15 protein-coding genes and 1 pseudogene are annotated in these 13852 nt (G+C 59.4%); 6 read left to right on the plus strand and 10 right to left on the minus strand.

The window, feature by feature from the left end:
- Positions 1–291: hypothetical protein (locus tag IBX59_RS13755; RefSeq protein ID WP_296376542.1), on the plus strand; the 291-nt coding region annotated here is incomplete at its 5' end.
- On the opposite strand, the gene IBX59_RS13760 is transcribed toward IBX59_RS13755, so the two are convergent.
- From IBX59_RS13760 to IBX59_RS13780, 5 genes are read right to left on the minus strand one after another with little or no spacing between them, the layout of a single operon-like run.
- Positions 281–1126, minus strand: coding sequence for a carbohydrate ABC transporter permease (locus IBX59_RS13760; protein ID WP_296376544.1), 846 nt, complete (start codon positions 1124–1126; stop codon positions 281–283). The genes IBX59_RS13755 and IBX59_RS13760 overlap by 11 nt on opposite strands.
- A complete protein-coding gene (locus tag IBX59_RS13765; protein WP_296376546.1) occupies positions 1123–2013 on the minus strand; it encodes a carbohydrate ABC transporter permease in 891 nt (296 codons plus the stop codon). The genes IBX59_RS13760 and IBX59_RS13765 overlap by 4 nt, the downstream gene beginning before the upstream one ends.
- A 59-nt stretch (positions 2014–2072) precedes the next feature.
- On the minus strand, positions 2073–3434 hold the full coding sequence (locus IBX59_RS13770; RefSeq protein ID WP_296376547.1) for an extracellular solute-binding protein: 1362 nt from the start codon (positions 3432–3434) through the stop codon (positions 2073–2075).
- A 39-nt stretch (positions 3435–3473) separates the two neighbouring features.
- Positions 3474–4529: an ABC transporter ATP-binding protein gene (locus tag IBX59_RS13775; protein WP_296376549.1), complete on the minus strand. Its 1056-nt coding sequence runs from the start codon at positions 4527–4529 to the stop codon at positions 3474–3476.
- 33 nt (positions 4530–4562) lie between these two features.
- Positions 4563–5228 (minus strand): uridine kinase, encoded by a 666-nt coding sequence (locus IBX59_RS13780; RefSeq protein ID WP_296376551.1) that lies wholly within the window; start codon positions 5226–5228, stop codon positions 4563–4565.
- A 232-nt stretch (positions 5229–5460) separates the two neighbouring features.
- Here IBX59_RS13780 and IBX59_RS13785 point away from each other — a divergent pair, with 232 nt between their 5' ends.
- On the plus strand, positions 5461–6720 hold the full coding sequence (locus tag IBX59_RS13785) for an ROK family transcriptional regulator (RefSeq protein ID WP_296376553.1): 1260 nt from the start codon (positions 5461–5463) through the stop codon (positions 6718–6720).
- Positions 6721–6831: 111 nt separating this feature from the next.
- A pseudogene (locus tag IBX59_RS13790) lies at positions 6832–7014 on the plus strand (transposase domain-containing protein); the annotation flags it as partial.
- On the opposite strand, the gene IBX59_RS13795 reads toward IBX59_RS13790, so the two are convergent.
- From IBX59_RS13795 to IBX59_RS13815, 5 genes are all read right to left on the minus strand, one after another.
- Entirely contained in the window at positions 7006–7491 is a 486-nt protein-coding gene (locus IBX59_RS13795) for an META domain-containing protein (protein WP_296376556.1), read from the minus strand. The pseudogene IBX59_RS13790 and the gene IBX59_RS13795 overlap by 9 nt on opposite strands.
- A gap of 331 nt (positions 7492–7822) precedes the next feature.
- Entirely contained in the window at positions 7823–8911 is a 1089-nt protein-coding gene (locus IBX59_RS13800; RefSeq protein WP_296376558.1) for a calcium:proton antiporter, read from the minus strand.
- Between the two features lie 4 nt (positions 8912–8915).
- Positions 8916–9986 carry a linear amide C-N hydrolase gene (locus IBX59_RS13805; RefSeq protein WP_296376561.1) on the minus strand — a complete coding sequence of 357 codons (1071 nt, stop codon included), beginning with the start codon at positions 9984–9986 and terminating at the stop codon, positions 8916–8918.
- Positions 9974–10546: a hypothetical protein gene (locus IBX59_RS13810; protein ID WP_296376563.1), complete on the minus strand. Its 573-nt coding sequence runs from the start codon at positions 10544–10546 to the stop codon at positions 9974–9976. The genes IBX59_RS13805 and IBX59_RS13810 overlap by 13 nt, the downstream gene beginning before the upstream one ends.
- A complete protein-coding gene (locus IBX59_RS13815) occupies positions 10546–12006 on the minus strand; it encodes an amidohydrolase family protein (RefSeq protein WP_296376564.1) in 1461 nt (486 codons plus the stop codon). The genes IBX59_RS13810 and IBX59_RS13815 overlap by 1 nt, the downstream gene beginning before the upstream one ends.
- Before the next feature lie 475 nt (positions 12007–12481).
- Between IBX59_RS13815 and IBX59_RS13820 the strand changes: the two genes are divergently transcribed.
- The 3 genes from IBX59_RS13820 (at position 12482) to IBX59_RS13830 (ending at position 13726) form a co-directional block, all read left to right on the plus strand.
- Positions 12482–12745, plus strand: a complete 264-nt coding sequence (locus IBX59_RS13820; RefSeq protein ID WP_296376570.1) for a F0F1 ATP synthase subunit gamma — start codon at positions 12482–12484, stop codon at positions 12743–12745.
- Positions 12746–12883: 138 nt separating this feature from the next.
- Complete coding sequence (locus tag IBX59_RS13825) at positions 12884–13300, plus strand: hypothetical protein (protein ID WP_296376566.1); 417 nt, start codon at positions 12884–12886, stop codon at positions 13298–13300.
- A gap of 63 nt (positions 13301–13363) precedes the next feature.
- Positions 13364–13726: a hypothetical protein gene (locus IBX59_RS13830; RefSeq protein WP_296376568.1), complete on the plus strand. Its 363-nt coding sequence runs from the start codon at positions 13364–13366 to the stop codon at positions 13724–13726.
- The last annotated feature ends 126 nt before the right edge of the window (positions 13727–13852 follow it).

Raw genomic sequence — 13852 nt, forward strand, 5'->3', positions numbered from 1 at the left:
GTTCTGTTCTTGGTGTCGTCAGGGCACAGGCGAACATTGCAACGCGCGGTGCATGAACGTGGCGTTTCAGATAGCACATCGCGCTGCGCACGCGGGCCACGCTTGATGCCGCAAGGCTCTTGGCACCATCTGCCGCGACCCATCCATTACAGTCGCACCCAATATCCGTCATACGGGGTTTTCACCGGCAACATCGCCGTTATCGCGCATGTCGCACCACCCGCCAAGGCACGAAAGCACCCCCCGTTTCCAAAGCCTGACAGCCCAGCCGCGTTTTACATCATCCCTTGACCGCGCCAGCCGTCATCCCGCTAACAATAAAGCGGTTGGCGGTCAGTGCAAACAGAATGACTGGCGCAATCACCAACACGGCATAGGCGGCGATAATCCCGTATTCCGCCCCCGCTTCGGCCCCGCCCAAAAACCGTGTAATGCCAACAGTCAGGGGTTGCGCGTTGCTACCCGCAAGGAACAGGGCAAACAGATATTCATTCCATGAGATGATAAACACCAGAATCGCAAGCGCGATAACCCCCGACCGCACGACTGGCAGCGATACGTTCCAGAACAAATGCCATGGGTTGCAACCATCGACAATGCCCGCTTCTTCCAGTTCATGCGGCACAGTGTCAAAAAAGCCCACCAGCATCCAAGTGGCAAAGGGGATATGGATCGACAGATGCGCCAGCAGCAACCCTGTCCGCGAACCCGACAGGCCCAGATTGACAAAGATCAGAAACATCGGCAGCGCCAGCACCACATAGGGAATGAACCGCATCGCCAGAACGCCGAATGAGACCGCCGACCGCGCACGCCCGGAAATCTTGGTCAGGCCATAGGCCAGCGGCACACAGACCACCAAAGTGATCACGACAGCAGACCCCGAAATGATCGCAGAGTTCGTGAAGAAAAACCAGAAATCCCCCCGGGTAAACGCCTGGGTAAAGTTATCGAACGTGAAATCACGCAAAAGCAACAAATCCAACGGGCTGCGAAACAGGGCCGTACTGTTCAGGCTGGCCGCCAACAACATCACCGGCGGCAAAAGCGATATGATCAGCCAGACCGACAGCAAACCATGCACGATCCAGACCGCGCCACGTTTTTTCAACCCTGCGGAAATCATGTGTCTTGCCCCCCCGTTCTGCGGTAAATCGTGATGTAAAGCCACGCCACCACCGACATGATGATGAACATGGTAAAGGCGATCGTATTGGCCATGCCCATGTCCTGATTGGCGATCCCGCGGTTGTAGGCAAAGATCGATAGCACGGTCGTCGATCGCCCTGGTCCGCCGCCGGTCAGCGCCCAAATCATATCAAACTCGCGAAAAGCCGATGTGATGATAATAATCGAGACAAACAGGATATGCGGCCGTAGCATCGGCAGGACGATATACCACAACGATTGGAACGGGCCTGCACCATCAACCCTGCCTGCTTCATGCAGTTCATCGGGAATGGTCGTCAGCGCGGCATAGAACACCAGCACCGCCAGCGGGATCAGGTGCCATGAATTCGAAATTGTCGCGGCCAACAGCGCCGTTTCGCGGTCCAGCAACCAATAGGGTTTGGGCCCGCCAAACGCGGCAGAGATCATGTTGATCACGCCTGTATCCTGATGCCAGATGAAAAATTTCCACGCGATCCCGCCGACGATAGGCGTCATCACAAAGGGAATCAGGAACAACGCCAGCCAGATGGGTCGCAGCCGCACCTGCCGTGCATTCAACAAAAACGCGATCAGGATTCCAAAGCCTACGGACAGGACCAGACAACCAAGGGTAAAGATCGCCGTGATCCGCAAGGCGTTAACATAAAGCGGGTCCGCAAAGGCCCGACGGTAATTGTCCAAACCGACAAATGTCTTTTTATCGAAGGCATAAAGAAAAACATCCTGAAGGCTATAGCTGAAGCCCAGCACAAGCGGTGTGCCAACCACGGCCACCATCAGAATCAACCCCGGCAGAATGAACCACCAGCCGCGTGTAAACTTGTCACGTCGTTGTGCCATTGGTCGCGTCCCCTTGGATCAGGATGCCCGGGTAGCGCAAGCCGCCCGGGCATGGCCTGTCACTCGATATAGCCTGCGCGACGGAAAGCATCCGTCATGCCCGCGACCCAGCGCGTTTGCGCCTGCTGTGCTGTCAAATCACCTGAAAAGATGTCAGTGATGAAATCAGTGGTGCCGTTCCACATGACGGACCCATATTCAGGAATCCCCTGCCGGATGAATACCGATTCAAGAACCTGTTCATAGGCTGGCAGGAAAGCAGGGTAGTAGGGCCGCAGGTTGCGCAATTCGTCACTGTTAAAATGCCCGGCGCGCGAAAACTGTTCAGACTGGCGCCCCCATTCGATTTCATTGTCTTGCAGCATCCACTGGAGAAATTTGAAGGCTTCCTCGGAATTTGGCGTGTCAAAGACAAACACACCGCCCCCACCCAAGAAGGGCGTGCCCTGGGTATAGCCGGCAATATTTCCTTCCCAGAGAGGTAGCGGGCTGTAGCCTGTGTTGCCAGCGGCATGGCCACCTTCCGCCTCTACAGTGCCGACACCTTGTGGCCACATGGTTGCGGTTGCCAGGCGTCCATCGCGGAACATCTCCAGACCTTCAAGAAACCCCCAGTTCTGGGCTTCGCGCGGGGCAGCGGTTTGTGCCAGATCCACAAAGTACTCTGCGGCCTCGATCACGATCGGATTGTCGATATCGGGTGTAAAGTTTTCATCCCAACCGGACACACCGGTCGAATACAGCACCACAATAAAGCTGCGTGTGATGCCTGCACCGGCCCCCAACGCATCGGCCCAGCCATAGACCGGTTGGTCCAATGTTTCGCCCGCCAGCATTTCGCCCGCGTTACGGGTAAAAAATTCCGCCACCTCGCGCAATTCAGCCCATGTCGCTGGCGTTTCCAGCGCGCGCCCATAGGCCGCCTGAAACGCTGCCTGTTCGTCTGGGTGTGCAAACCAGTCACTACGCACAATCAGCATCGGTGCGGCCGGCGTTGTGGGCAAGGCGATGATTTCACCGGGGCGCGCATCAGATTTCATGTGGCTGTTCACCACCAGTTCAGGATAGGCGTCAACGTCAAAGCCGTATTGCGCGATAAATGGCGTCAGATCGACGACGTGATCGGCGAATGTGCCAAACCAGCCAGGGCTGTGATAGCCCAGATCCCACCGTCCGGTGCCGCCGATCGCCTCGATCGACATTTGATCGCGCAACTGGTTGGGCGGCAGGATTTCCCCGATCACCTTTATTCCGGTTTCTTCTTCATATTTGGGCGCAAAATAATTGATAACGGCATCCGCTTCTGCGCCCGGATGCAGGGCCCAACGGATTGTAACATCCTGTGCGGATGCAATTGTTGATAGACTCATACCAAGGGCCATCGCCCCGGCAAACAGGCCATTTTTGACTAATCTGTTCATCGATATCTTCTCCTCCATTGAAAGAATTGCTGGCGGCGTTCAGTTCAGCCGCGTCTCGGTCTTGGGGTCAAACAGGTGAATGCGCCCCGGCATGGGCGCCACCGTGACCATCTGATCGGGGACGAAATCATGCCGCTCTCGCAACACGATGGTAAACGGCGCGTCCCCCAGGCGGGCACCAACAAGAATTTCCGCTCCGGTCGGCTCGACGATAGCGACTTGCGCGGTCAACCCTGCATCTGCCACGATCATATCTTCCGGGCGCAACCCCACGCGGACCTGCTGACCTGCAGTCAAGGTCACGCCATCGGGGGCAGCCAGTCTTTGCCCATCGGTAAAAACCAGTTCCCCGCCCGTGAAAGTTGCATCCAGAAAGTTCATCGAGGGCGACCCGATAAAGCTTGCAACAAACAGGTTCTCGGGGCGGTCATATAATTGCAGCGGCGCGCCAGCCTGTTTGACCACGCCGTCATGCATCACGACAATGATATCCGCCATGGTCATCGCTTCGATCTGGTCATGGGTGACATAGACGGTCGTGACCTTCAGCCGTTGATGCAACTGCTTGATCTCGGCGCGCATCTGCACCCGCAGTTTGGCGTCAAGGTTCGAAAGCGGTTCATCAAACAAAAACACCTGCGGGTTACGCACAATGGCACGGCCCATGGCAACGCGCTGGCGCTGGCCGCCTGACAACTGACGTGGATACCGTTCCAACAATTCTGTCAGGTTCAAAATATCGGCGGCATTATCTACACGACCCGCGATTTCGGCTTTGTTTACCCCTGCAAGCTTCAGCGCAAAGCCCATATTCTGCGCCACCGTCATATGTGGATAAAGCCCGTAATTCTGGAATACCATCGCGATGTCGCGGTCTTTGGGGGCCATGTCGTTGACCTCTTGACCACCAATACGAATGGACCCGCCCGTTACGTCCTCTAGCCCTGCGATCAGCCGCAAAAGAGTAGATTTCCCACAGCCCGACGGGCCGACCAGAACCACAAAGGCACCATCGTCAATTTCGATGTCAATGCCATGGATGACACGGACGTTGCCAAACGATTTTTCGACTTTCTGGATGCTGACACCGGACACGGATATTCCTTCCCTAGACGTTTACTGCATCGGTCATGCGGGGCGCGACCCTGCCGGTTCCGACATTGTGGCCCCCAAGGTCAGATCAGCGCGCGCACTTTTTGCAATCACGGTGCGCGCATTTCTTATGTCGTTTCCCTCGGCCCTCGCCTCAGCCTCGGACGGGGCAAGACCATAACGCAACCATCGCTCAACCAGCCGCTGCCGCAGAACAGCCTCCGGTACCGACAGCATAACCGTGACATCAAACATCGGCCCAAGGTCTGCCCAGGCGGCATCCTGCAACAACAGGTAATTGCCTTCGAACACGACAACCTGCGTGTCAGCGCCCAAAAATCCGGCGTCCGGTAGCGTCCTGTCTTGCGCCCTGTCAAACAGGGGATAGCGCAGCGCACCTTCATTGCCACGCACCCTGCGCACCAGCGACACAAATCCCGCAACATCAAATGTTTCGGGCGCACCTTTGACCGACAAAAGACCTTTTGCCGCGAGTTCGGGGTTATCAAGATGAAACCCGTCCATGGGCAGCAAGGCGGCAGCGCTGTCTCCATCGCGCGACCTAATCGCCGCAACCAATGTCTCCGCGAGGGTCGATTTGCCCGAACCCGGCGCGCCCGCAATGGCCACCAGCATCCGCCTCCCCGGTTGACGGACTGCATCTATCCGCTTCAAAATGGCGTGTTCATCCCGGTCTTGCATCACCCCCCCTTTTCGTTTTGCGCTTTGCCGTCTCGCCTCAGTCTTTAACGGCATGCGACGTGTAGCTTCACCCGCAAACTGCCCCAGCAAAACCACAAAGTTAGCGAGCGCCCCTCCCCAAAAGGCGCAATAAACTTGACTATCGCTACCATCGCATGGCAAAACGTGTCAATAATAACTTTTGAATGAAGTAATAAGTCACCACATAAGCCTGTTGGTAGCATTAGAATAAATGAAACCGCTGCAGCCAGGCTGGCCGGTGGTCAAGAACGAAACAGGAGAAAACGGGATGGATGCTCCCCACTCCACCGCGCCTTCGCCCATGTCGATGACGGGGTCCAACCAGACAAAAGTCAGAGACCATAACGAACGTCTGGTCCTGCACCTGATCCGTAAAAATGGCACACTGACCAAAGCGGAGGCAACGCGCGCGATACAGCTTTCGCCAAACGCTGTTTCAATGATCTTCAAGTCGCTGGAAAAGGACAATCTGCTGTTGCGCGGTGATCCGCTTCGCGGACGGATCGGGCAACCCTCTGTGCCGCTCCGGCTTAATCCCGACGCGCGCTATTATATCGGGTTGAAGATCGGGCGCCGCAGCTTTGAACTGGTGGTCGTCGATTTTTGCGGTGCGGTCCGTGCGCATCGCGCACGCGCGCATGCCTATCCTACTCCGGTCAGCGTACGCGCCTTCATCAAGGCCGAAATGCCCGCTTTACTGCGGTCAGCCGGCGTCAAACGATCCCAGATTTCAGGATCCGGCATCGCCATGCCCACGGGTCTGTGGCTCTGGGTCGATGAATTTGACGCATCCGCCCAAGACATGCAGGCTTGGCGCAACTTTGATGCGCAGGCCGATCTGCCCGATGTCTTGCCCGGGCCGATTCTTGTTGAAAACGACGCCACTGCCGCGTGCCGTGCCGAATGGACATTTGGCAAATTGGCTGATCGCCCTGACAGTATCTATTTTTTTGTCGGCACCTTCATTGGTGGTGGCATCGTTTTGAACGGTAGCGTGTTCACGGGGTGTCATGGCAATGCCGGCGGCTTTGGTCCCATTCGGGTGCCAGACCAACCTGGTGGCAACCGGCTGATTGATCACGCATCACTGATGGCGCTGAACCGCATGCTGGACGCAAGCGGGCAGCATGTGGACCCGACCATGTTTCCTGAAGGGGACTGGAATACTCTAGAACCCGTTCTGACCCGATGGATCAGCCGCGCGAGCCTTAGCCTTGCCCATGCGATCATTTCGACCGCTGCGGTCATTGACTTTGCGCATGTCGTCATCGACGGGCCATTCCCCGAAACTGTCCGCACAAGGCTTTGCAAAGAAGTCGATCGCCAGCTTGACAACCTCGATTTACAGGGAATTTTTCGCCCTGAAATCCTGTGCGGCAGCTTTGGCGGTACCGCACGCGCACTTGGTGCCGCAGCAAAACATATCTCGGTGCGTTACATGATAGAAAACCCGCTAGCGCCCCTGGGATGACGCAGGCGGCTTTCGGTCGTGTCAGAATGCGTTTTTAATTAACCGGGTTAATCCATGCGACATTACGGTTGGGGGGTAATCCCCCCCAAAATTAAGGGGCGGCAGAAGTAGAGTTTTCTCGGCAAGATGAACGGCATCGAACCCTATGCCTATCTGCGCGACCTGTTCACTAAACTGGCCAACGGCCACATCGCCCGCGACATTGATACCCTCATACCATGGGCAAGCACCCAGCACATCATCCCGGCAGCCCTTGCCGGTTTCTCGAGACCGGTTACTCAAGGGTCAAGGTAGATACACGGCCTCCAACTCCGCCAACGTGGCACCCTCCGCGTCTTGAAGCCGCAGGGACCGTCCGCCGATGCGGTAGCCTGCCGTCTCTTCCAGCGCTGCGGCCAGTGCCGCTGCTTGAGCCGCCAGTTCATCAGGAAAGGCCATCATGGTGCTGGCCGCAAGACCGACGGAAAGCACGCCACGTTCAACCGCAAGAACAGCACCGAGCAACGCGTTGCAGCCCACGGATGCGTAGAAGCGCGCGGCCTCAGTGTCCAATGTCAGGAAGGGCTCGTTTGCCGGAGGCAACCATGGCAGGGATACTCCTTGGATCGTTCGGATTCGCCAGACCGTGCCTGTCAGGAGCGGCGCGGCGCCGGCCCGGGCGCAGGTTTCGCCGGGCCAGGTTGCCTGGAAGGCGTCGACCATAACCGACAGGCGATCCGGGCCCTCCATCTGCGGACGGCCAGCGATTGTCGCCTCGAGCGTGACGAACAACGGTTCGGCCGCGTCCCCGCCGGTCGTTCGAACCAGATGGAAGGCCTGGTCGGGCCACAGATCCAGATGCAGTTTCTGATCCTCACCGACGCTGGTCTAGGTCGTCGGCACCGTGGCGCCATGGGCTGCGACGTAGGGCTCTTCCTGCTGTGCATGAACGGGGAAGGACCGAAGAAGCCCCGCGAGGGCCCCTAAGGTCAATTCATTCCGCTTTATCGGCATCTCCGCAGGTTTCATATATTTGAACACATGCCAAGAAATATGTCTATGTGCAGAACACACTTGGGGCGCGACTGAAGCGCAGCATCGAACGGGGCGATGCCCGCCCTGCTCATGGCACCGCCGACAGGGTCAGAAACGCGCCAAAGATCACAAGATGAATGCCGCCCTGCAGCGACGTCGTCCGCCCCGTGGCAAGCGAAACGGTGGCCATGAACAGGCTCAGCAGCAGAAGGACAATGTGCTCTGCTTCCAGCCCAAGCACAAGGTCCTGACCCAGCGCGAGCGAGATCAGGGCAACCGTGGGAATGGTCAGGCACAAGGATGCCAGCGCCGATCCCAGTGCAAGATTGATGCTGGTCTGAAGCCGATTGGCCCTTGCGGCCCGGATCGACGCGACGCCCTCGGGCATCAGCACGACGAGCGCGATCGCCACGCCAACAAGGGCCACCGGCAATCCGGCGGCGTCGATGGCGTGTTCGACCGGAACGGCAAGGGTTTCGGCCAGCAGCACCACCGACAGAAGTGCTACGGGCAGAAGCGCGATTCCGGCGAGAAAGGCGCGACGCGACACCGGGTCATGCGATGCGCTGTCATCGGCCTTGTCGTGAAAGTCGTCACGATGGCGAACGGTCTGCGCATGCAGAAAGAAACCATAGAGTGCCAGCGAAACCACGGCGACGAAGACCAGCTGGGCGGGGGCATAGAGCGGACCGGGCACAGCTTTGGTGTAATTCGGAAGCACGAGCGCGAGGACCGCTAGCGTGCCAAGCACGCCAAGCGCGGCCGTCGCGCTGTGCACCTGCACCGTCTGCCGATGGTATTTCACCCCTCCAATGAGAAGGCACAGCCCGACGATGCCGTTCAGCACGATCATGATTGCCGAGAAAACCGTGTCACGGGCCACCGTGCTTTCACCTTCAGGCGCCGAAAGCAGCAGAGAGACGATCAGCGACACCTCGATCACGGTGACGGCCAAGGCCAGAATGATGGATCCGAAGGGTTGTCCGACACGGTGCGCGATCGTCTCGGCGTGATGCACTGCCGCGAAGACCGAGGCGAAGAGAAGCGCCGCGGCGGGTATCATCAGCAACGACGCCAGTGCTTCGGACAGCACCAGCATTTCCAAGGCGATGAAGGCGAGCGCCGCGAGCGGGGCCAGCACTGTCCAGAGCGGCGTGGCGCCTTGTGTGCGGGACATCGCGTCAGTTACCTTGGTCGGCTTGCTGGAAGGCGAAGGGCTCGGACAGCTCAAAGCTGGCGGACGCTTCGCCAGACAGCACACGTTCAATATCGACCCCGAGGTCGAGTTTCATAACCCCTGTCCCAGCGGCGAAATCGAGTTTATCCAGGTCGACCCAGAACACGCTGGGGGAAATGATCGACTCGACATAATAGCGCCGATCCGTCTGGTCTGCCACGATGCGCCAGCGCGTCGTTGACAGGTTGGGCTGATCGGCGATGGATATGCCCCAGGGCACCGATGTCTGGCGGATCACGCTGAACACGGCGGCGGCGGCCCGGCGGGGATCGGCAGTTTGTTCCACGGCGTTGATGTAGAAACTGGCGCGCACGAAACGGTCCGTCGCACGGACCGTCCCGGGCATGAATTCGCGCGGGTTCACGCCCTCCCAGTATTCGCGGATGGCAAGTTGTCGGTCGAAGGTCGGCTCGTTCGTCATCACCTGATAGCTGCGGTCGTGCCAGATCACCATTTCGCCATCGACGAATTCGATGATGGCGCTGTCGCCGGTGGCATCCGACATCGATACATGCACGGTCGCGGCGCGGCCCGGCGGGCCGATCGGCACCTCACCGCCCTGCACGAGAACCGGGTTTTCGCGCAGATCGTTCACCGCTTCGGCCACGGTCGCATAGCGATCGAGCAGGTATTGCGGAAAGACAGACAGCGAGATCGTCGGCGTGACACCGTCGTCTTCGGGATAGGTCGCTTCGACCTCCCACAGAAGGTTCACATTGAGGCCAGCTTCGTTCATGCCATCTGCCGTTGCAATGTCGTAGCCCGTCATGGCGAGGCTGCCATAGCGCGCCGTCCAGGTGACCGAGCGATCGCCGGCCACCCCGTCACGCTCCATGCCGCGCGGGAACACCCAGAGGTTGCTGGCCATGGGAAGCTTCCAGTCCATGCTGCGGCCCGTGAGAACGCGATCCTCGGGCCCGAGATACACCGCGCGCGTGCAGGCCTCGGCCACAGGGGCGACAGCCATCAGAAGGGCTGCCGCGCAGGTCGCGAGACGAGTTGTCAAACGTAGCATGTCACTGTCCTTTCAAATGCATGATGCCAAAACAAGTTCACTGGCACGGTGCTGTTCGCATCCAAGGGCCGAACCACAACTGCCAGGTCGGACCGATCAACGGGCCGCTCATGGCGCCCTCGAAGACCGTGCCGCCATCCTGGTAATCGAGGTAGAAGTGGCGATATCTCGAAGGAGAGGAACAGGTTATCGGTCGCCTGATAGTTGGCTGTGACGGCGGCAAGCGTAAGCGAGGCCATTGTCACCTCACCCGAGGCCGGCCCAAGCAGCGTCAGGCCACCGCGCGACGAGGACGTGTATGTTACGACGAAGTCTCCACGCCGCGCGGGCGTCGTCGCAAAAAGGGCGACGTCGAGATGCTCGAGAACTTCGGACAATGACTTGTCGAAGGACAGGGTCGGTGCGCCGGCGAACGGGGTGAAGTCGCCACCGACCGCCGCGCCCCAGCCGCAAAGCGTAACCTGCCCGGTCCAGTCCTGCGCCTGTGTAACCGCGGGCGCGGTAAGAAAGGCGGCGGCGACCAGCGCGCGGGCAACCGATGATAGGGACTTGCAAACCATCAAAGGGTTTCCTTGAACACGCGCCCGCCCTTCATGACAAGGCGGAGATTGGTCGACGGGTCGTCGATAAAATCGAGATTGGTTTCCGGGTCGCCGTCCCAGACCAGAATGTCGGCATGAGCGCCTTCGGCGATAACACCGAGACGGCCCTGGTAGGGATCGCGCTGGCCGGATAGCGCGAGCAGCTCGCCGGCATTGCCGGTGGCCATGCGGAGCGCCTCCAAGGGCGGCATGAAGCGCGTCAACTTTGCCAATTGCCGGCCCTGGCTTTGCGATGCGCCGGGGTTCATCAGGATGTCTGTGCCGAAGGCCATGTTAACGCCCTCGGCCCGGCCTATTTCGAAGGCTTGCACCGTGCCGCGCGAGACTTGGTCCTGCTTGGCGATGCTTCGGGGATCGGTGTACTGGTTCGCGTCATCATCGGCGAGGAAGGGCTGAATGCTCCACCACAGGTCGGCTTCCGCCATTGCGCGGATCGTCGCCGCGTCGGCGAGATGCCCGTGCTCGATCGAACGGACCCCCGCCTCGATGCAGCGCAGGATGCCGGTGGGCGTGTAGACGTGGGCGCAGACGTAGGTGCCGTAGTCCTCGGCCGCCTCGACCGCCGCGCGCATTTCATCTAGGGTGAACTGCGCCGTCTCGAGCGGATCGTAGGGCGACGCAACACCGCCCCCCGCCATGATCTTGATCTGCGTCGCGCCCTTCATGAGCTGTTCGCGGGTGCGGCGCAGCACCTCGTCGCGGCCGTCGGCGATTGCGGCGACGCCCGTGCTTTCGGTGTAGTCCGGTGCATCGCCCGGCATCCGTGGCAGGGTGTTGAGCAGCCGGAAATCGCCATGCCCCGACGTCTGCGAGACCATCGCCCCCGACGGGAAGATCCGTGGCCCGCTGACCACACTACGATCAATGGCCATCTTGAGCCCGAAGGCCGGCCCGCCCGTGTCGCGCACCGTGGTGAAGCCGCGCATCAGCGTTGCGCCCGCTTCCTGTCCGGCGACGAGATGGATAAGCGCGATATCCTGCGTCAGCGCCGCGATCTGGCTCACGCTGACCAGTGTCGTGTGCCAGTGGCAATCGATCAGCCCCGGTGTCACCGAGCGCCCGCCGCAGTCGATGATTTCGGCATCCTCGGGGCCTGTCCCAGTCGCAGGCAGGCCCGTGATGCGGCCGCCCTCGATCAGGATGTCACGGCCGGTCTGCATCGCAAGGGTTGTGCCGTCGAAGAAGCGCAGGTTGGTTAGGAGCGTGGGGCGACCAGGCGTTTGCGCGCGCAACTCGCGTGGGGCCAGCCCGAAGCCCGCGAACATGCCGATCACGGCAGCGGTGCCGCCCAGAAACTGGCGCCTTGAGATGTCAGCTTCGATCCTTGCAAATGCGGCTTGGGTCTGTGGGGCACCGCACAGACAGCAATCGATTGCTGCAACGCCCGTTTCGATCGCTTCGCAACACGTCATGCACATATGGGAGCACCCATTTATTACATATCTACAAATAAGTTCCGCTTGAAATTTTTAGCGTGGTTTTGTTAATTTGAAAGAGTAAATTATTCTGTCGTCAAATAATTTGTATCGCAGGTTGGGTGATCCTTCAATGAGCGCGAACCTCCGTTTTGCCGGTCGATCGCCATGCGATTTCGCAGGGCAGGCAGGGGTTCGGCGCCATTCCCGCGATTTCAGGGGAGGTTCTCGTGCGTTCCGCCACAATATCCCTTACCGTCCTTCCAGCACACTGCCTGCTGACCGCATGTCTGGAGGTCAACGTCCAGAGCCCACCGGGGTCGAGCAATGCGCCACCGCCGCAGCTCGCGCTCTTCGGAACCGGTTACCCGAATGCCGGCGATCCATGCCGCCGCTCTGGTGAAATCGCGTTTACCGGGCAACATCTCGACGATGCTGCGAATCTCGTGGGCTGACTCAGCTTCCAACGGACGCCCTGATCAATAGTCTCAGCGGGGACTATCTTCATGCTCTGGTGTGCAAGGCAGCACTGCATGCCTTTGCCGCAGAGAACGCGGCAAGAATGGAGGCCATGTCCGCCGCAGGCAGCCAGATCACGCGCGAGTTGGGCGAATTCGAGGCGACGCTGCGCCAGGTGCGACAGGAAGCGATCACAGCCGAAATCATCGAATTGGGGGGACCGGCACGGCATCGGCGCGCGGCGCAAGGTGAGCGCTACGGGGCTATCGTAGCCTTCTATTGATCTGGGTTAGCACAAAGGGGCGCGGCTAGCATCATGTTGGTCGTTACCGAAGGTTTGGCACCCGCCCGTTTTGGGTCTATCGGCGCCATGACATCGACCAGTTCGGCTCATGCAAACGGCGCCAGAAAGGATCCCACAATGGCATACGCCCCGACGCAACTTGGACAAGACCCGCAATTCGAGCCGTTTCTTTACGCGCCCTTGGGTGAAGATCGACGCGGAAGCAGCGTCACCGTTCTGTCGATGCTCGCCCGACTCGGCGTCGACCCATGGAGTGAAGCATCGGAGCTTTCCAGATTGCCCGTAATGGCGGCACAGCAAAGGTTGGAGGCGCTGATGACACGTTTCCATGACGTCCCGACACCTGTTTCGGATCAGAGCAGGATTGTCTCGGGTCTTCTTGCCCTGCTGCCGAGCCGGGCCACGACGGGCAGCTCGCCCCGGGACGGCACTTTGGCCAAGCTTGCGCTGCGGCCGCAGAGATCCCCATTCTACTGGATCATTGCCGCAGCCCTATTTGTTGGCTGGATCGCCATGCTGGCCCAAGGCAAATAAGATGTGCCCTTGCGCAAAACAGCCATCACCCAGCACAACCGCAAATCTTGAAAGGAGCCTTGAATGACTGCTGATGATATCCTCTGGGATCTGGAAGAACGCTTTTGGACACAAGGCGCCGACAGTGCGCGTCACGCCTCGGCAAAAGGCGCCGTTTTCGTCTTGCCCTTTCCTGCCGGTATTCTTCAAGGCGATGCGCTTTGGCGGGAAAAAGACGTCGCCCAGCGGTGGCGTTCTGTCGTGATGAGCGAGCGGTACCTCTCCCTCCAAAACGACATTGCCGTATTGGCCTATCGCGCTTCCGCCGAAAGGAGCGACGAGCCGATCTACGAGGCACTCTGCACCTCGACCTACCTGAACGACGATGGTAGGTGGCTGCGCCTTGCGCACCAGCAGACGCCGGTTGGGGCTGCGCGCGAAGAATGAGCCTCAAGGCGGGATTGTCCGGTTTGCGCCCATTCTATCGAATGCGGCCCAAAAGACGCGGGATTGTGCCAGTCTAAGTGTCCGATTCAAAATGGTCTGATTACTTTCAGCCACTTGCGATGAAGC

This window comes from Yoonia sp. (genome assembly GCF_014859355.1).
Classification (GTDB): Bacteria; Pseudomonadota; Alphaproteobacteria; order Rhodobacterales; family Rhodobacteraceae; genus Yoonia.